Origin of the sequence: Cobetia sp. AM6 (assembly GCF_009617955.1) — a bacterium.
Classification (GTDB): Bacteria; Pseudomonadota; Gammaproteobacteria; order Pseudomonadales; family Halomonadaceae; genus Cobetia; species Cobetia amphilecti.
The window spans coordinates 804,993-822,532 of record NZ_AP021868.1 but is presented as its reverse complement, the minus strand read 5'-3'; the positions used below and the strand labels follow the sequence as shown (position 1 = coordinate 822,532).

The window sequence follows — 17,540 nt, the reverse complement described above, 5'->3', positions numbered from 1 at the left end:
GTCGCGGCGTCAGAGTTCGCAAAGAGTGAGGAAGTGGGGCTTGCGGTGTCAGGTGTGGATGGCCTGGAAGTGGATGACCTTGAACTGGATGACATGGAAGACCTCGTGAAGAGAAACATGGCTGACAAGTACCAGAAAGCCGCCCGTAGGCGGCTTTTGGAAGCTGACAAGAATCGGCACTGGCGCGCCAGTGGTACTCAGGCCGCGACCCGCCGACGCAGCATCTGCAGCAGGGTATAGAGCCACGGCCACAATGCGCCGCCGATGACCGCCGAGAGCAGGAACGACAGGCTGACGGGGCCGGCACCGAACAGACTGCGCAGCCATTGATCCAGCAACTGCGCGATGCCCAGCACCACGATCACCAGCAACGCCTGCTGCAACAGCGAGTAGGCGCGAATGCGCTGATAGAGCAGCACGCCCATGAAGGCCGTCAACGACAGTACCAGGGCGTTGTGCCCCAGTGGTGCGCCCTGCAGGACATCCAGCGCCAGCCCGAACAGGAAGCCGTGGAAGACTCCGACACTCTGCGGCGAGACGATGCACCAGTAGACCAGCATCAGACCCAGCCACTGGGGCCGCCAGATCAGCCACACATCCGGCAATGGCATGACCTGCAGACACAGCGCCAGCAGCAGCGAGAACCAGCACAGCAAGGTGGTCTGGGGACGAAAGGCCATCAGTTGTTCTCCCCGGCAGCATCGGTGGGTGCCTGAGCGTCTGCCGCATCCTCGGCGGAGCCTTGCGCGGCGTCGTCACCCTCGGGTCTGGGCGCCGCCAGGTTGTCACGCGGCAACTCATCGAGGCTGTCATCGACATACAGGTTGTCGGTATCCACCGGCGGCGGCATCTGGATCAGGAAGTTGCGCGAGCGCTCCAGCTGCGCGATGGGCTCGGCACTCACGCGGGCGAACGGCTTGCCGGGATCATGATAGACCTCGGTGACACGTGCCACCGGCAGGCCGCGCGGAAAACGCAGCGCCAGTCCGGAAGTCACCAGCAGATCACCGACACGAATGTCGGCGGTGTCCGGCACATGCAGCACATCGACCTGATCGATCTTGCCGCTGCCCTGGGCGATGAAGCGCAGACCATTGCGATTGATCTCCACCGGTACGGCGTGACTGGCATCACTGATCATCAGCACGCGACTGTTGTAGGCCGAGGTGGAGATGACCTGCCCGACGAGGCCATAGGCATCGAGCACCGGCAAGCCGATGCGCACGCCATCCTGCTCGCCGCGGTCCACCACCATGCGGTGGGAGAACGGGTCAGCATCGAGGGTCAGCAACTGGGAGGTGATATAGGGGATGTCGCTACGCTGCCCGGCATTGAGCAATTCGCGCAGGCGCGTATTCTCGGAGGTCAGGCTCGCCATGCGTTGCACACGGCTGGACAGATTGAGCAGCTGTTCGCGCAGCGCGCGATTCTCGTCGGCCAGCTCCTGCTGGTCGGCAAACACCAGCGCGCCCCAGCTGATGCCTTCCGTCGGCAAGCTGACGACCCACTGCACGGGCGATACCAGCGTCGCCATGCTGGCGCGCACATCGACCATCCAGCTGAAGCGATCTTCGGCAAACATCAGCGCGAGTGACAGCACCGCGCACAACAGCATGCGGTAGCCGGGCACGGGGCCACGCGTGAACAGGGGTTTGATAGCACTTCCTCCGACAGGCCGGGACCAGCCGTACAGCACACAGCATGCCCGGCCCCGGACGAGGTCAATCGCTCGACAGCAGCTCGAAGGTGTGCTGATCGATCATTTCCAGCGCCTTGCCACCGCCACGCGCCACGCAGGTCAGCGGGTCTTCGGCGATGATCACCGGCAGGCCCGTCTCTTCCGCGATCAGCTTGTCGATGTCACGCAGCAGCGCACCACCACCGGTCAGCACCAGGCCGCGCTCGGCGATGTCGGAGGCCAGCTCCGGCGGAGACTGCTCGAGCGCGCTCTTGACTACCGAGACGATGGCCGCCAGCGGTTCCTGCAGCGCATCGAGAATCTCGTGGGAGTTGAGCGTGAAGGAACGCGGAATGCCCTCGGCCAGGTTGCGACCGCGCACGTCGATCTCGCGCAGCTCGCCACCCGGGTAGGCACAACCGATCTCTTCCTTGATGCGCTCGGCCGTCGCCTCACCGATCAGGCTGCCGTAATGGCGACGCACATAGGAGGTGATGGCTTCGTCGAAGCGGTCACCGCCGATACGCACGGATTCGGAATAGACCACGCCGTTGAGCGAGATGATGGCGATTTCAGTGGTACCACCACCGATATCGACCACCATGGAGCCCATCGCCTCTTCCACCGGCAGGCCCGCACCGATCGCGGCAGCCATCGGCTCCTCGATCAGGTAGACCTCACGCGCGCCGGCCCCTTCGGCCGATTCCTTGATGGCGCGACGCTCGACCTGGGTCGACATGCACGGCACACACACCAGCACACGAGGGCTGGGTGTCAGGAAGGTGCTCTGATGCACCTTGCGGATGAAATGCTGGAGCATCTGTTCGGTAACGGTGAAGTCGGCGATGACGCCGTCCTTCATCGGACGGATGGCCGTGATATTGCCGGGGGTACGCCCCAGCATGCGCTTGGCATCGGCACCGACGGCCGCCACACTGCGGGCATTCCCGGACTGGCGAATGGCCACGACTGAGGGCTCGTCGAGCACGATACCGCGACCGCGCACATAAATAAGCGTGTTGGCAGTACCCAGATCGATCGACAGATCGCTCGAGAACAGCCCACGTAAACGTTTAAACATGGAAGTTGATCACCTAGTCCAGACCGGAACCCTGTGCAGACGCGAACGGTACCATTGCCACCCCATGGCGGCAAGCTGACACGCCTGCCAGAGCGACGCAGATGTGGTACATTTCACGCCGAATCACACTGTAACGGCGCATTCGGCGACAGATTGCTCCATCGCTGCAAAGCGCGCTGTTTTACAGGGTAACGGGCATCGGGTTTGCCGGGACACCACAATTTTCGAATTCGGCCTTTCGCGCACCTTGCGCCAGCCCGATTCCGTGTGGTCGTCTCCGACTCCTGCCGTCACCTCAAGCCTCTCGAAGCCAAGACAGGGAAACTTCAATGGCCCTTGAACATTCAGATGTGCTGCGTGCCGCTCACCTCGCACGCCTGGGTCTTGCCTCGCAGGATGCCGAAGCCTACGTCGAGGATCTCGACCGGATTCTCGCCATGGTCGACCAGCTGCAACAGGTCGATACCGACGGCGTCGCACCGCTGGCACACCCGCTGGAAGCCACGCAACGCCTGCGCGCGGACGAAGTCACCGAATCGAATCAGCGCGAGCGTTTTCAGCAGGTGGCCCCGGCCACAGAGCAGGGTCTGTATCTGGTTCCGCGCGTCGTCGAGTGATCTCGCCTGGCAGGTCGCTCACGCATCGTGACCAGCTGCCATCGGATACCACGTCACGCGGCACGCCCCGTCCGCCCCGGAATTTCTGCGGACGATGCCCGGCGCATCGTCTGCACTGATGGAATCGAACATGTCATCGTCCATTGCACTACATGACAAGACGCTCAGTGAGCTGGCGCAAGGCCTGGAGGCCGGCGAATACACCAGCCGCGAGCTGACGGAAGCCTTCCTGGCCCGTATCGAACGCCTCGATGGCGAGCTCAACAGCTACATCACCCTGTGCCGCGAAGACGCGCTGCGTGATGCGGATGCCGCCGATGCGCGCCGTGCCGCTGGCAATGCCGCCGCGCTGACCGGCGTGCCGATGGCCATCAAGGACATCTTCTGTACCGAAGGTGTGCGCACCAGCTGCGGCTCGAAGATGCTCGACAACTTCGTCGCGCCCTACGACGCCACCGTGATCGAGAAGCTCAAGGCCGAAGGCGTGGTGATTCTCGGCAAGACCAATCTCGATGAGTTCGCGATGGGCTCCTCGAACGAGAACAGCCACTACGGCGCCGTCAAGAACCCGTGGGACCTGTCCGCCGTGCCGGGTGGCAGCTCCGGTGGCAGTGCCGCCGCCGTCGCCGCAGGCCTTGCGCCGGCCGCCCTGGGCACCGACACCGGCGGTTCCATCCGCCAGCCGGCCGCCTTCTGTGGCATCACCGGCCTCAAGCCGACCTACGGTCGCGTCTCGCGCTACGGCATGATCGCCTACGCCTCCAGCCTCGATCAGGGCGGCCCGATGGCCCGCTCCGCCGAAGACTGCGCGCGCCTGATGAACGTGATCGCCGGCGCCGACCCGCGCGACTCCACCAGCGTGGTGCGTGGCGTGCCGGATTACGTCGAAGGGCTGGACTACAACCTCAAGGGGCTGAAGATCGGCCTGCCGAAGGAATACTTCGGCGAAGGCCTGTCCGAGGAAGTCGAAGCCTCCGTGCGTGCCGCGATCAAGGTCTTCGAGGATGCCGGTGCCAGCGTGCAGGAAATCTCGCTGCCGCATACCCACCTGGCCATCCCGACCTACTACGTGATCGCGCCGGCCGAGGCCTCCTCCAACCTGTCGCGTTACGACGGCGTGCGTTTCGGCCATCGCTGCAAGGACCCGCAGGACCTGGAAGACCTCTACAAGCGCACGCGCGAGGAAGGCTTCGGCGACGAGGTGAAGCGTCGCATCATCATCGGCACGCACACCCTGTCCGAAGGCTTCTTCGATGCCTACTACATCAAGGCCCAGAAGGTGCGTCGCCTGATCCGTCAGGACTTCCTCGATGCCTTCGACCAGGTCGATGTACTGATGGGCCCGGCGGCACCGACCCCGGCGTTCGATCTCGGCGCGCACAAGGACCCGCTGTCCATGTACCTGCAGGATCTCTACACCATCGCCATCAACCTGGCGGGCATTCCGGGCATCAGCGTGCCGGCCGGCCTGGCAGGCAAGCGTCCGGTGGGTCTGCAGATCCTCGGCCCGCACTTCGGTGAGCAGACCCTGCTGGGCGTCGCGCACCAGTTCCAGCAAATCACCGACTGGCATCGCCAGCGCCCGGAATTCGGACAGGAGCAAGCCTGATGCAATGGGAAGTCGTAATCGGGCTTGAGGTTCACGCTCAGCTCGCCACCCAGTCAAAGATCTTCTCCGGCTCTTCCACCACCTACGGTGCCGAGCCCAACACCCAGGCCAGCGCCGTGGACCTCGGCCTGCCGGGCACCCTGCCGGTGCTCAACGAGCAGGCCGTGGCCATGGCCGTGCGCTTCGGCCTCGCCGTCGATGCCGCCGTTGCCGGCCGTTCGGTGTTCGAGCGCAAGAACTACTTCTACCCGGATCTGCCCAAGGGCTACCAGACCAGCCAGATGGATCAGCCCATCGTCGGCCCTGGCGTGCTCGAGATCCTTCTGGAAGATGGCACGAGCAAGTCGATCCGCATCCACCACGCCCACCTCGAGGAAGATGCCGGCAAGTCGCTGCACGAAGACTTCCAGGGCATGACCGGTATCGACCTCAACCGTGCCGGCACGCCGCTGCTGGAAATCGTCTCCGAGCCGGACATGCGTTCCGCCAAGGAAGCGGTGGCCTACGTGAAGGCGATCCACGCCATCGTCACCTACCTGGGCATCTCCGACGGCAACATGGCCGAAGGCTCCCTGCGTTGTGATGTCAATGTCTCGGTGCGCCCCAAGGGTCAGGAAGCCTTCGGCACCCGCGCGGAGATCAAGAACGTCAACTCCTTCCGCTTCATCGAGCGCGCCATCCACTTCGAGGTGGAGCGTCAGATCGAGCTGATCGAGGACGGCGGCAAGGTCGTGCAGGAAACCCGCCTGTATGATCCGGACGCCGACGAGACGCGCAGCATGCGCACCAAGGAAGAAGCCAACGATTACCGCTACTTCCCGTGCCCGGACCTGCTGCCGGTGGAAGTGGACGAGGCCTACATCGAACACCTGCGCCAGACCCTGCCGGAACTGCCGGCCGAGAAACGCGCCCGTTTCGAAAGCGAACTGGGCCTGTCCGCCTATGACGCCAGCGTGCTGTCCGCCAGCCGCGAGATGGCCGACTTCTTCGAGGAAGTGAAGGATGTCTGCGGCGACGCCAAGCAGGCCGCCAACTGGGTGCAGGGCGAGCTGGCCGGTCGTCTCAACAAGGAAAACCTCGACATCACCGTCAGCCCGGTCTCCGCGGCCCAGCTGGGTGGCCTGATCAAGCGCATCGTCGATGAGACCATCAACGGCAAGGCCGCCAAGCAGGTGTTCGCCGCACTGTGGGATGGCGAAGGCAAGAGCGCCGACGAGATCATCGAGTCGCGCGGCCTCAAGCAGGTCACCGACACCGGTGCCATCGAAGCCGTGGTCGATCAGGTGATCGCCGACAACCCGGCCCAGGTGACCCAGTATCAGGAAGCCGAGCCGGACAAGCGTGGCAAGATGATCGGCTTCTTCGTTGGTCAGGTGATGAAGGCCTCGCGCGGCACCGCCAATCCGCAACAGGTCAACAAGGTGCTGAAAGACAAGCTGGATAGTCTCAGCTGATCGCGTGGTCGATGATCAGGACAGCGCCGGCTCTGATGCCGATGCCCCTGATCTCGACCACCAGCACGTGAACGACGGCCAGTCGCGGAGCTCCGTGGCTGGCCGTCGTCGGTCTGGAAGGGCTTGCCCCTCTCCTCAACTCGTCGCGACATGAAGGATGTTCTGATGGCAGATGATGTCGGTGCCCGCCTGCGGGCATTGCGTACCTTGCGTGGCATCTCGCAACGCGAGCTGGCCAAGCGCTGCGGTGTGACACACTCGAGCCTGTCACTGATCGAACAGGGCAAGGTCAGCCCGTCGGTGAGTTCACTGTCGAAGATTCTCGCCGCCATTCCCATGAGTGTCGGCGACTTCTTCACCATGGAGCTCGAGAACACCGCCAAGGTGTTCTACAGCGAGGAGGAGCTGATCAACGTCGGCAGCGGCGATGTCATCTTCAAGCTGGTGGGCGCCAAGCGGCGTGACCGCGCCCTGTCGTTCATGATCGAGACCTACCCGCCCGTCACTGACACCGGCCGCGAGATGATCACCCATCAGGGTGAGGAAGCGGGCGTGGTCATCGAGGGCGAGATAGAGATCACCATCGGTGGCGACACGCGGGTATTGAAGGCGGGCGACGCCTACTACTTCGATACCAACGTGCCGCATCGCTTCCGCAACATCGGTGATGTCGAGTGTCGCCTGGTCAGCTGCGCGACGCCGGCGCGGATGTTCTAGCCCTTGTGGCGAAGGCAAGCAAGAAGAGGCCACGCAATCGCGTGGCCTCTTCGTTCTTCGCAAGCCCCTGAGTTCATGGGGACCTACACAGCTCATTTCATTTCAGTTCAGCTCATCCCGGTTCAGCTCAGCTCGATCCAGACACTCTTGAGCTGGGTGTATTCCGCCAGCGAGTGATGTGACTTGTCACGGCCGTTGCCGGACTGCTTCACCCCACCGAAGGGCATGGTCTGATCGCCCCCCGCCCAGTTGTTGACAAAGACCTGACCGGATTCGAGACGATGCGTCACGCGCATGATGCGATCGATGTCCTGACTCCACACCCCTGCCGCCAACCCGAAGTCACTGTCATTGGCCAACGCCAGCGCTTCGTCTTCGGTCTCGAAGCCGAACACGGACAGCACCGGGCCGAAGATTTCCTCGCAGCCGATCGCCATTTGTGGCGTGACGCCATCGAAGACCACAGGACGAATGAAGAGTCCGGGCCCTTCGACCTCCTCACCGCCGGCGCGCAGTGCCGCGCCCTCCTCGACACCCTGACGGATATAGCCCATCACGCGCTCATACTGGGTGCTGTCGACCATCGCGCCCATGAAGCTTGCCGGGTCCAGCGGGTCGCCCGGCTGCATGCGCTCGGCAGCCGCCACTACCTTGGCGACGAAGGCATCGCGGATCGAGTTCTCCACCAGCAGACGGGAACCCGCGATGCAGACCTCACCCTGGTTGTAGAAGATGGCGGCAGCGGCACTTTCGGCGACGCGATCCAGATTGGCGCAATCGGCGAAGACGATGTTGGGGCTCTTGCCGCCACACTCCAGGAACACCCGCTTCAGATTCGACTGCCCGGCATACTGCATCAATTGCTTACCGACGGCGGTGGAACCGGTGAAGGCCAGGCACTCGACGTCCATCGACAGCGCCAGCGCACGCCCGACGGTATGCCCGAAGCCCGGCAGCACCTGGAAGACGCCGCTCGGGATACCGGCCTCACGCGCCAGCTGCGCCAGACGCAGCGCCGACAGCGGTGACTTCTCCGACGGTTTGAGGATGACGCTGTTGCCCGCCGCCAACGCCGGGGCGATCTTCCACGCCGTCATCATCAGCGGGAAGTTCCACGGCACGATGGAGGCCACCACGCCCAGCGGTTCGCGCAGCACCATGCCCAGCGCCTGCTGACCGGTCGGGGCGACCTCACCGTAAAGCTTGTCGATGGACTCGGCCTGATGGCGGATCGAGCCGATCGCCCCGGCCATGTCGTTCAGCGCGCTGGTGACCGGCTTGCCCATGTCGAGGCTATCCAACAACGCCAGCTCATCCTGATGGGCTTCCATCAGCTCGGCCAGCCTGAGCAACACCTGCTTGCGCCGGGTCGGGGCCATGCGCGACCAGACACCGCTCTTGAAGGCGGCACGCGCATGACGAATGGCGATCTCGGCATCGGCGCTGTCACAGCTGGCGACCATCGCCAGCCGCTCACCGGTGGCCGGGTTGAGGCTCTCGAAGGTCTCGCCGCTGACCGCCGGCACGAATTCGTCATTGATGAAGGCATTGCCTTGCAACTGCGGGGTCAGGCGAGCGGCCAGCGCCTGCCATTCGGCCAATGTCTGAGGACGGCTCATGATCAGGATTCCGAGGTCAGGGAAGAGGAAGGTTCAGAGGATGGAGTAGAGGAGAGTGAAGAAGGCAGCGAGGACGAGGGCGAAGTGGCCTTCAGCGCTGCGGAAGAGCAAGTGGCGGCGTGACTCGCCAGCTGGCGCGCCGTTTCATCCAGTGCCGCGCGCGCCAGACTGACCAGCGCATCGATCTGCTCATGCGTGATCACCAGCGGCGGCGAGATGATCATGGTGTCACCCACCGAGCGCATCACCAGCCCCGTCTCGAAACAGATATCACGACACAGGTTGCCGACGGCCTGGGAAGAATCGAAACGCGCGCCACTGGCCTTGTCGGCCACCAGCTCCAGCGCCCCCATCAGGCCAAGCGAACGCGCCTCGCCGACCAGCGGGTGGTCTGCAAGCGTGGCCCAGCGACTGGCGAGATACGGCCCCAGGTCGTCACGCACCCGGGTGACGATATCCTCGCGCTGCATGATCTCGAGGGTCTTGAGCGCCACGGCGGCACACACCGGGTGTCCGGAATAGGTGAAGCCATGGAAGAACTCGCCGCCCTCTTCGATCAGCGTATCGGCGACCCTGTCGCCGACCAGCACACCGCCGATCGGCAGGTAACCGGAGGACAACCCCTTGGCGATGGGCATCAGATCGGGCTTCAGGTCGTAATGCTGACTGCCGAACCATTCACCGAGGCGACCGAAGCCGCAGATGACCTCATCCACCACCAGCAGGATGTCATATTTCGCCAGCACGGCCTTGATGGCAGGCCAGTAGCTGTCAGGCGGCATGATCGCACCGCCGGCACCCTGCACGGGCTCCGCCAGGAAGGCGGCCACATTGTCCGGGCCCAGTTCCTGGATGCGCGCATCCAGCGCCTCGGCACACAGTCGCCCGAAATCATCTCGGCTATGTGTGTCAGATGCTGGGCTTTCACTCCCCTTTCCACGACCTTCCGCGAACCAGTAAGGCTGGCGGATATGCGTGATGCCGGGCACACAGGGGCCGCCCTGGGCATGCATCGGTGTCATGCCGCCCAGGCTCATGCCCGCGACGGTCGAGCCGTGATAGCCATTCTCGCGCGCGATGATCCACTGCTTTTCCGGCTGGCCCTTGAGCGCCCAGAACCGCCGAACCATGCGCAGCATGCTGTCGTTGGCTTCAGAGCCGGAGCCGGTGAAGAAGACATGATTGATATGCTCTGGCGCGAGACGACACAGCTCGGCCGCCAGCTCGATCGCCGGCGGGTGGGCGGTCTTGAAGAAGGTGTTGTAGTACGGCAGCTGCGTCATCTGCTGGCTGGCCGCCGCGACCAGTTCCGGCTGATCATAGCCGAGGTTCACGCACCACAGTCCCGCCATGCCATCGAGGATCCGCTGGCCATCGGCGTCATGGATATAGACGCCGCTGGCACCGGTGATGATACGACTGCCCTGCTCGCCCAGCTGCTTGAAGTCGGTGAAGGGGTGCAGGTGGTGGCGCGCATCCAGCGCCTTCAGGCGTTCGCCAGCGTCATTCATTGCCATCTTCACGCCTCCTCGCGAGTCGGGTGACAGGTCGGCAAGGTGCCACCCTCGGCCTTGTCACGACAGGCCGCGGCAAAGCCTTCCAGAATCGCCTGATACAAGGCGTGCTCACGCGGCTTCCATTCCGGATGCCACTGCACCGCCAGCGTGAAGGACGCCGCACCACTGACCGAGACCGCCTCGATTAGCCCATCCGGGGCAACCGCTTCGATATTCAGGCCCTCACCAAGACGGGCGATCCCCTGCTGATGCAAGGAATTGACCTGCGCCTCGGGCGCAGCGTAAAGCCCTGCCAGCACTCCGCCGGGCGAGATGCTGATGGCATGCGACGGCGCGAACTGCGCCTCGAGATCGCCCTTGGGCTCACGATGATCCATCAGGCCTGCCACCTTCTGCACCGCCTGGTGCAAGCTGCCGCCGAAGGCAACGTTCAGCTCCTGAAACCCGCGGCAGATCCCCAGCAGCGGCAGTCGCAACTCAAGCGCCAGCGGCACCCAACAGAGCACCGCAGCGTCGCGGGCCGGGTCTTCATAGGTGTTCTCCGGCGCGCTGGTCTCGCCGTAGCGTGAGGGGTGCATGTTGGAATAGCTGCCAGTCAGCAGCAGACCATCCAGGCGTGCCAGCAGGGCGCTGGCGGCGCCGGGCTCGACATCCTCCCAGACCGGAATGACCACCGGATCCAGTCCGAATTCACGCAGGGCGCTGACGTACTTGTCGGTCACCATATGCGCCGGATGACCTTCTACGGTGCGACGGCAGGCAATGACGCCCACCAGGGGACGAGGTGGCATGGGATCTCCTTTGAGGCGAACAAGCAGGCCTTGGATAATTGGTATGTTTTAATCAACATAGACTGAACGTCTTTCCTTGCCAACCCGACGAAACGACGATTTCACAAAAATCCATACAAAATACTGTTTTAAAACAATTTATTGCCATAACACCAAAGCCATTCAGCAACGCAAACCATCATGTGTTGTAAAATATTTGACAACAATGGCCATGATGGCGATATATAAACCACAACATCCCATGCCCACAGGTGATATCCATGTACAGCCTCCCTGTCGATGAGGCCAGAGAATTTCTGGACCGTCATCCGGAAATCGAGAACATCGATCTGCTGATCAGTGACATAAGCGGCATCCAGCGCGGCAAGCGAATCCCGCGCGAGAATCTGGAAAAGGCCTATGAGAATGGCATCAACCTGCCAGGCTCCGTCTTCGCACTGGATATCGCCGGCAACACCATCGAGGAAACCGGGCTGGGGCTCAGCAGCGGTGACAGTGATCAGGTCTGCCGCCCCATCCCCGGCACCTTGATGGCAGCCCCCTGGCTGCGCAACGGCAAGCAGGGGCAGCTGCTGATGAACATGCGTGATGACAAGGATGGCCCCTTCTTTGCCGACCCGCGCAATCAGCTGCAGAAACAGGTCGATATTCTTGCCGACATGGGCCTGACGGCGGTCGTCGCGCTGGAACTGGAGTTCTATCTGGTCGATCGCGAACGCGATGACCTGGGCATGGTGCAGCCGCCGTGCTCCCCGCTGACAGGCGAGCGCGCCAGCGAAAGCCAGCTCTATTCCATCGGCGAGCTGGATGAGTACGCCGACTTCCTCGACGAGATCCAGACTGCCGCGCGCATCCAACAGCTGCCGCTGGATACCGCGCTCAAGGAATGTGCGCCGGGCCAGTTCGAGATCAACCTGATCCATCTCGACGATGTCATGAAGGCCTGTGACAGCGCTGTCCTGCTCAAGCGTCTGATCAAGGGCGTCGCCCTGCGCCACGGCTTCGATGCCACCTTCATGGCCAAGCCGTATGGCGACGAGGCCGGCAACGGCATGCATGCGCACATGAGCCTGGTGGACCAGCACGGCAACAATGTCTTCGCCGCGCAGGACGAGAATCCGCTGGGCACCGAGACCCTGCGTCACGCCATCGGCGGCCTGCTGGAACTGATGCCCGCCTCGATGGCGCTGTTTGCGCCCAACCTGAATTCCTATCGCCGCTTCCAGCAGGGCCTGTACGTGCCGATGGCGCCGACCTGGGGCTTCGACAATCGCTCGGTCGCCATCCGTATCCCCTCCGGCCCCAACGAGGCACGTCGTCTCGAGCACCGCGTCGCCGGGGCCGACGTCAATCCCTACCTGCTGCTGGCCACCTTGCTGGCCTCGGTGATCCACGGCATCACGCATCAGGTCTCGCCGGGCGAGCCGGTCACCGGCAATGCCTATGACCAGTTCGAGCCGAGCCTGACCAACAGCTGGCCCGAGGCGCTGACGCTGCTGGAGGAGAGTGAAGCATTGGCCCACGCCTTCAGCGAGCGCTTCCTGAACGTCTTCATTGCTGGCCGTCGCGCGGAGCGTGAAGCAGCCATGCAGATCATCAGCCGTCTGGAATACGACTGGTACCTGCGCAACATCTGATCCACACCGACCACTCCACCAACTCCAGGGCTCAGGACATGACAATCATAAAAACCGTCGCTGCCCGCGACTTCGTTGGTCACTCGCTGCATGGCCACGGCTTTGCAGGCCGGCTCCCCGCAGAGCGCTGCTGCGCTGACCAACTCAGTACCGAGCAAGTCAGTACCGACCAAGTCAGTACCGAGCAAGTCAGCACCGAGCACTTCCTCGCTGCATGGGAGGCCCGGGCATGAATCAGGTCTCTCCCGTCCCTCCAGCGCCCCCGCACCCCTTCGCTCCCTCCGTCAGCGTCCGTGGCAAGGGGCGCAGCATTGCCATGTTCGGCGTCATCCTGGCACTGGTGCTGGGCATCACCTTTACCCATGAGGCCGGCACGCCATTCGGCTGGATCAGCCTCGTGCCATCGCTGATCGTGCTGGTGGTCGCCATCGCGACCCATCGCACCCTGGAAGCCCTGGCCATCGGCGCGCTCGCGGGTCTGCTGATACTGCAGCCTGACGACTACATCGGAGAACTGGCCGATATCTCGCTGGGCGTGATGATGAACGAGACCATCGCCTGGCTGATTCTGGTCTGTGGGCTGATGGGCGGCTTCATCGCCATGATGGAGAAGTCCGGCTGCACGCTGAGTTTCAGCAACATGATCGGTCGCCTGCTCAAGACACGCCGTCAGTCGCTGATCGGCACCGTGATCCTCGGCATCCTCATCTTCATCGATGACTATCTGAATGCCCTGGCGACGCCGGCGGCGATGAAACGCCTGACGGACCGCTTCGGGGTCTCGCGTGAGAAGCTGGCCTATATCGTCGACTCGACTGCCGCGCCCATCTGCATTCTGGTGCCCCTCTCGACCTGGGCGGTGTACTTCTCCCAGTTGCTCGAGGAAGGCGGTGCCACCGAAAGCGGCATGTCGCTCTATATCCAGGCGATTCCCTACATGCTGTATGGCTGGATCGCGATGGCGCTGGCCATGCTGGTCGCCATTGGCCTGATGCCGGACATCGGACCGATGAAGGCCGCCGAGCGACGCGCCAAGGCCGGCCAGCCGATTCCTGACGGCGCCCCGGAGCCCCTGCCGGAAGCAGAAGCGCCGAAATCCAGCCCATGGATCGGTCTGATGAACTTCGTGCTGCCAATGGCCGTGCTGATCGGCGCCAGCGCCTGGTTCGAGATCGACCTGCTCAAGGGCGTGATCGTCGCTACGCTGTTCACCATCCTGCTGTATCTCGCCCAGCGCCTGGTGTCGTTTTCCTCGCTGATGGACGCGGTGATGGACGGCTTTCGCACCATGATGCTGCCCCTGGCCATCGTGGCGGTCGGGTTCGTGCTGCGCGAGGTCAATGACCAGCTCGGCATGACCACCTTCATGATCGAGAGCCTGACACCCTACCTGACTCCGGCAATCCTGCCGGCCATCGTGTTCGTCAGCATGGCCGTCGTGGTCTTCGCGACCGGCTCCTCCTGGGGCGTGTTCGTGATCTCGATCCCGATCGTGATTCCCATCGCGCTGCACATGGATGCCTCGTTGCCGCTGATCGTCGGTGCCCTGCTGTCAGCCTCCAGCTTCGGTAGCCACGCCTGCTTCTTCTCGGACTCTTCGGTGCTGTCCTCACAGGGTTGCGGGGTCCAGCCGATGCAGCATGCGCTGACGCAACTGCCCTACACCTTGATCGGTGCGCTGGTCACGACGCTGGGCTTCCTGCTGATGGGGTTCTGGATCGCCGGCTGACCCAGCGCTCACGCCATGAATCGGCAAGACATGCACTGCGCCCCGCCTTCACAGGCGGGGCGCAGTGCGTTTCGGGCCAGGTCAGGCGTACTTTCCAGCCCATGAAAAAGCCGCCTCCCGATAAGGAAGGCGGCTTGGGGCATTCTGGAGAACAGGCTGATCAGATACCGAGCTTGTCGCGGGTCTGGTAGTACCAGGCACCCACGGCAGACAGCGGCACCCGCAGCATGCGGCCACCGGGGAACGGCAGGTGCGGCAGGCCGGCGAAGGCATCAAAGCGGCCATCACGGCCGGTCATCACCTCACTGATCAAGCGCCCAGCCAGATGGCTGCAGGTCACGCCATGCCCGGAATAGCCCTGAGCGTAGTAAACGTTGTCATTGAGCACGCCGAACTGAGGCAGACGATTGAGCGTCATCAGGAAGGTACCGCTCCAGGCGTAGTCGATCTTGACGTTGGCCAGTTGCGGGAAGGCCTTGAGCATCTTGGGGCGAATCAAGGCTTCGATATTGCTGGGGTCTTCGCCGCCATAGTTGACGCCGCCACCGAAGATGAGTCGGTTGTCACGGGTCAGGCGGTAGTAATCGAGCAGGTAATTGCAGTCTTCCACCGCCATGTTGTTGGGCAGCAGACTACGCGCCACATCCTCCGCCAGCGGTTCGGTGGTGATGATCTGGGTACCACAGGGCATCGACTTGCCTTCAAGCTCCGGCAGCACGCCGTTGAGGTAGGCATTGCCCGCCATCACGACGCGGTCGGCCCGCAGGGTGCCGCCCGCGGTCTTGAGCACGACGGAGCTGCCATGCTCGAGACTCAGCAGCGGGCTGTGCTCGAAGATCACGCCGCCCAGTGACTCGAAGGCTGCGGCTTCGCCCAACACCAGATTGAGCGGATGGATGTGGCCACCGGAGTGATCGACCAGCGCGCCCGTATAGCCTTCGGCACTCACTTCACGCTTGTAGGCATCGCCTTCCAGCAATTCGAGACTGGTATTGCCATAGCGCTCCCACAGCGCCTTGTGCTCCTTGAGCCCCTTGAGCTGACGCGCATTGCAGGCGGCAAACAGATTGCCTTCGCGCAGGTCACAATCGATGCCATAACCGGCGATACGCTCACGAATGATGCGGTTGCCTTCAAAGGCCATGTCGCCCAGCGCACGCGCCGTCTGGGCACCGAAACGCTCCTCGATCACATCCATGTCGCGGCTGTAGCTGTTGACGATCTGCCCGCCATTGCGACCGGATGCGCCGTAACCCACGCGGGCGGCCTCCAGCACCATCACCTTGAGGCCCTGCTCGGCCAGATGCAGCGCCGCCGAGATGCCGGTGAAGCCAGCCCCGACGACGCAGACATCACAGCTGACATCTCCCGCTAGCGGGGGCCGTTCGGGCACGGCATTGGCTGAGGCGGCATACCAGGAGGCAGCATGTTCCAGGGGCAGAGAGGCACTCATGACAATTTCCTTGTGGTTATTTTAATCAACATAAAAGCACGATATCACGGATCATCGAGCCAATCACGCCGACTATGACATGTAATAATCACCACAAGCAGCATCCTGCCAACACAGAGTGCCCCTCCTGAAACGCCGAGAGGCCGTGACGACTGTCACGGCCTCTCGGCTTCCCCATGGCGATGCCCCGCAGGGTGAGACACGCAAGGCTAGACACGCAGCAGCAGGTGCTCCCGCTCCCACGAGCTGATGACCTGGAAGTATTCACGATGCTCGGCGCGCTTGACGGCCAGATAGCTCTTCACGAAGCGCTCGCCGAGAATATCCGCCAACGGCTTGCAGGAGTGCAGCGCATTCAGTGCCGGCCCGATATCGTCCGGCAAGGAATTGCCGCCCTCCCAGGCAGAGCCCACGGCCGGCGGACGCGGCTCGATCTGCGCCATCATGCCCAGATAACCGCAGGCCAGCGAGGCAGCCATCACCAGATAGGGATTGGCGTCGGCGCCGGCCAGACGGTTCTCGACCCGCGTCCCCTCGGCATCTGACACCGGCACCCGCAAACCGACGGTGCGGTTGTCAAAGCCCCATTCGACGTTGATCGGCGCGGAGCCACTGGTCTCGCTGCGCATCAGGCGGCGATAGGAATTGACGTTGGGCGCGAAGAACGGCATCGCGGACGGCATGTAGGTCTGCAAGCCGCCGATGAAGTTGCGAAACAGGGTGCTGGCCCGCCCTTCATCATCCGCGAACAGGTTCCTGCCGGTCGCGACATCCACCAGGCTCTGATGGATATGCATCGAGCTGCCCGGCTGATAGGCCATCGGCTTGGCCATGAAGGTACCGTACATGCCGTGGCGCAATGCCGTCTCGCGCAGCGTGCGCTTGAACATCACGACCTGATCGGCCAGCGCCAGCGGATCACCATGCTCGAAATTGACTTCCATCTGCCCGGCGCCCTCCTCATGGATCAGGGTATCGAGATCCAGCCCCATGGCCTCGCAGTAGTCATACATCTCCTCGAAGAGCGGATCGAACTCATTGACCGCATCGATGGAATAGGACTGACGGCTGCTCTCCTGACGACCGCTGCGCCCGATGGGCGGCTCCAGCGGGTAGTCGGAGTCCTTGTTGGTCTTGACGAGATAGAACTCGGCTTCGGGGGCCACCACCGGCTTCCAGCCGCGTGCGGCATACAGTGCCAGCACTCGCTTGAGCACATAGCGCGGCGACAGCTCCACCGGATCACCATTGAGGTAATAGCAGTCATGGATGATCTGCGCGGTGGGGTCTTCCGCCCATGGCACCAGATAGACGGCGCTGGTATCCGGGATCAGCTGCATGTCCTGCTCGGCCGGATTCCAGAAGCGGCTGTCTTCATCATCCGGATACCCGCCGGTGACGGTCTGGATGAAGATGGAGTCCGGCAGGCGCGGTCGCCCACCATTGAGGTACTTGCGCGCCGGCATGATCTTGCCCTTGAGAATGCCGGTCAGGTCGGTGACCAGACATTCCACCTCGGTGATGCCATGTGCCGTGAACCATTCCTGCAGCACGGCTTCGTCGTCTTCGCGACCAGTGGGTTCGTACTTCATGACACCTTCCTTGAACGCTACAGGGCAGGCCACGCGCTCGGCAGCC

14 protein-coding genes are annotated in these 17,540 nt (G+C 63.1%); 6 read left to right on the top strand and 8 right to left on the bottom strand.

Annotated features, from left to right (window positions below):
• Positions 1 to 197 precede the first annotated feature (197 nt).
• The 3 genes from mreD to CLAM6_RS03490 form a co-directional block, all read right to left on the bottom strand.
• Positions 198 to 680 (bottom strand): rod shape-determining protein MreD, encoded by a 483-nt coding sequence (gene mreD / locus CLAM6_RS03500; protein ID WP_043332574.1) that lies wholly within the window; start codon positions 678 to 680, stop codon positions 198 to 200.
• The gene (gene mreC / locus CLAM6_RS03495; RefSeq protein ID WP_268750727.1) at positions 680 to 1,657 is read right to left on the bottom strand and encodes a rod shape-determining protein MreC; all 978 of its coding nucleotides are present in this window, start codon (positions 1,655 to 1,657) and stop codon (positions 680 to 682) included. The genes mreD and mreC overlap by 1 nt, the downstream gene beginning before the upstream one ends.
• 64 nt (positions 1,658 to 1,721) lie before the next feature.
• Complete coding sequence (locus CLAM6_RS03490) at positions 1,722 to 2,759, bottom strand: rod shape-determining protein (RefSeq protein WP_043332576.1); 1,038 nt, start codon at positions 2,757 to 2,759, stop codon at positions 1,722 to 1,724.
• 329 nt (positions 2,760 to 3,088) lie between these two features.
• Between CLAM6_RS03490 and gatC the strand changes: the two genes are divergently transcribed.
• The 4 genes from gatC to CLAM6_RS03470 all read left to right on the top strand — a co-directional run bounded on the left by gatC (position 3,089) and on the right by CLAM6_RS03470 (position 7,156).
• Positions 3,089 to 3,376 (top strand): Asp-tRNA(Asn)/Glu-tRNA(Gln) amidotransferase subunit GatC, encoded by a 288-nt coding sequence (gene gatC, locus CLAM6_RS03485; RefSeq protein ID WP_054555110.1) that lies wholly within the window; start codon positions 3,089 to 3,091, stop codon positions 3,374 to 3,376.
• Between the two features lie 130 nt (positions 3,377 to 3,506).
• Positions 3,507 to 4,985: an Asp-tRNA(Asn)/Glu-tRNA(Gln) amidotransferase subunit GatA gene (gene gatA, locus CLAM6_RS03480; RefSeq protein ID WP_153635165.1), complete on the top strand. Its 1,479-nt coding sequence runs from the start codon at positions 3,507 to 3,509 to the stop codon at positions 4,983 to 4,985.
• Positions 4,985 to 6,439: an Asp-tRNA(Asn)/Glu-tRNA(Gln) amidotransferase subunit GatB gene (gatB, locus tag CLAM6_RS03475; protein WP_153635164.1), complete on the top strand. Its 1,455-nt coding sequence runs from the start codon at positions 4,985 to 4,987 to the stop codon at positions 6,437 to 6,439. Before gatA ends, gatB begins: the two co-directional genes overlap by 1 nt.
• A gap of 165 nt (positions 6,440 to 6,604) precedes the next feature.
• Positions 6,605 to 7,156 carry a cupin domain-containing protein gene (locus tag CLAM6_RS03470; RefSeq protein WP_043332584.1) on the top strand — a complete coding sequence of 184 codons (552 nt, stop codon included), beginning with the start codon at positions 6,605 to 6,607 and terminating at the stop codon, positions 7,154 to 7,156.
• 122 nt (positions 7,157 to 7,278) lie between these two features.
• On the opposite strand, the gene CLAM6_RS03465 is transcribed toward CLAM6_RS03470, so the two are convergent.
• Genes CLAM6_RS03465 through CLAM6_RS03455 form a run of 3 tightly spaced genes read right to left on the bottom strand, consistent with a single transcriptional unit; the run spans position 7,279 to position 11,083 of the window.
• Positions 7,279 to 8,775 carry an aldehyde dehydrogenase gene (locus CLAM6_RS03465; RefSeq protein WP_153635163.1) on the bottom strand — a complete coding sequence of 499 codons (1,497 nt, stop codon included), beginning with the start codon at positions 8,773 to 8,775 and terminating at the stop codon, positions 7,279 to 7,281.
• A gap of 2 nt (positions 8,776 to 8,777) precedes the next feature.
• The gene (locus CLAM6_RS03460; protein ID WP_197738703.1) at positions 8,778 to 10,292 is read right to left on the bottom strand and encodes an aspartate aminotransferase family protein; all 1,515 of its coding nucleotides are present in this window, start codon (positions 10,290 to 10,292) and stop codon (positions 8,778 to 8,780) included.
• A gap of 2 nt (positions 10,293 to 10,294) precedes the next feature.
• Positions 10,295 to 11,083, bottom strand: a complete 789-nt coding sequence (locus tag CLAM6_RS03455) for a gamma-glutamyl-gamma-aminobutyrate hydrolase family protein (protein WP_153635162.1) — start codon at positions 11,081 to 11,083, stop codon at positions 10,295 to 10,297.
• Positions 11,084 to 11,343: 260 nt separating this feature from the next.
• Here CLAM6_RS03455 and CLAM6_RS03450 point away from each other — a divergent pair, with 260 nt between their 5' ends.
• Together CLAM6_RS03450 and CLAM6_RS03445 are read left to right on the top strand one after the other, a co-directional pair.
• Entirely contained in the window at positions 11,344 to 12,720 is a 1,377-nt protein-coding gene (locus CLAM6_RS03450; RefSeq protein WP_153635161.1) for a glutamine synthetase family protein, read from the top strand.
• 229 nt (positions 12,721 to 12,949) lie between these two features.
• Positions 12,950 to 14,449, top strand: coding sequence for a Na+/H+ antiporter NhaC family protein (locus CLAM6_RS03445; protein WP_153635160.1), 1,500 nt, complete (start codon positions 12,950 to 12,952; stop codon positions 14,447 to 14,449).
• A 160-nt stretch (positions 14,450 to 14,609) separates the two neighbouring features.
• Here CLAM6_RS03445 and CLAM6_RS03440 read toward each other — a convergent pair whose 3' ends face one another.
• Positions 14,610 to 15,902 carry an NAD(P)/FAD-dependent oxidoreductase gene (locus tag CLAM6_RS03440; RefSeq protein WP_043332594.1) on the bottom strand — a complete coding sequence of 431 codons (1,293 nt, stop codon included), beginning with the start codon at positions 15,900 to 15,902 and terminating at the stop codon, positions 14,610 to 14,612.
• A gap of 209 nt (positions 15,903 to 16,111) precedes the next feature.
• Positions 16,112 to 17,494 (bottom strand): glutamine synthetase family protein, encoded by a 1,383-nt coding sequence (locus CLAM6_RS03435; protein WP_052384404.1) that lies wholly within the window; start codon positions 17,492 to 17,494, stop codon positions 16,112 to 16,114.
• Positions 17,495 to 17,540 lie beyond the last annotated feature (46 nt).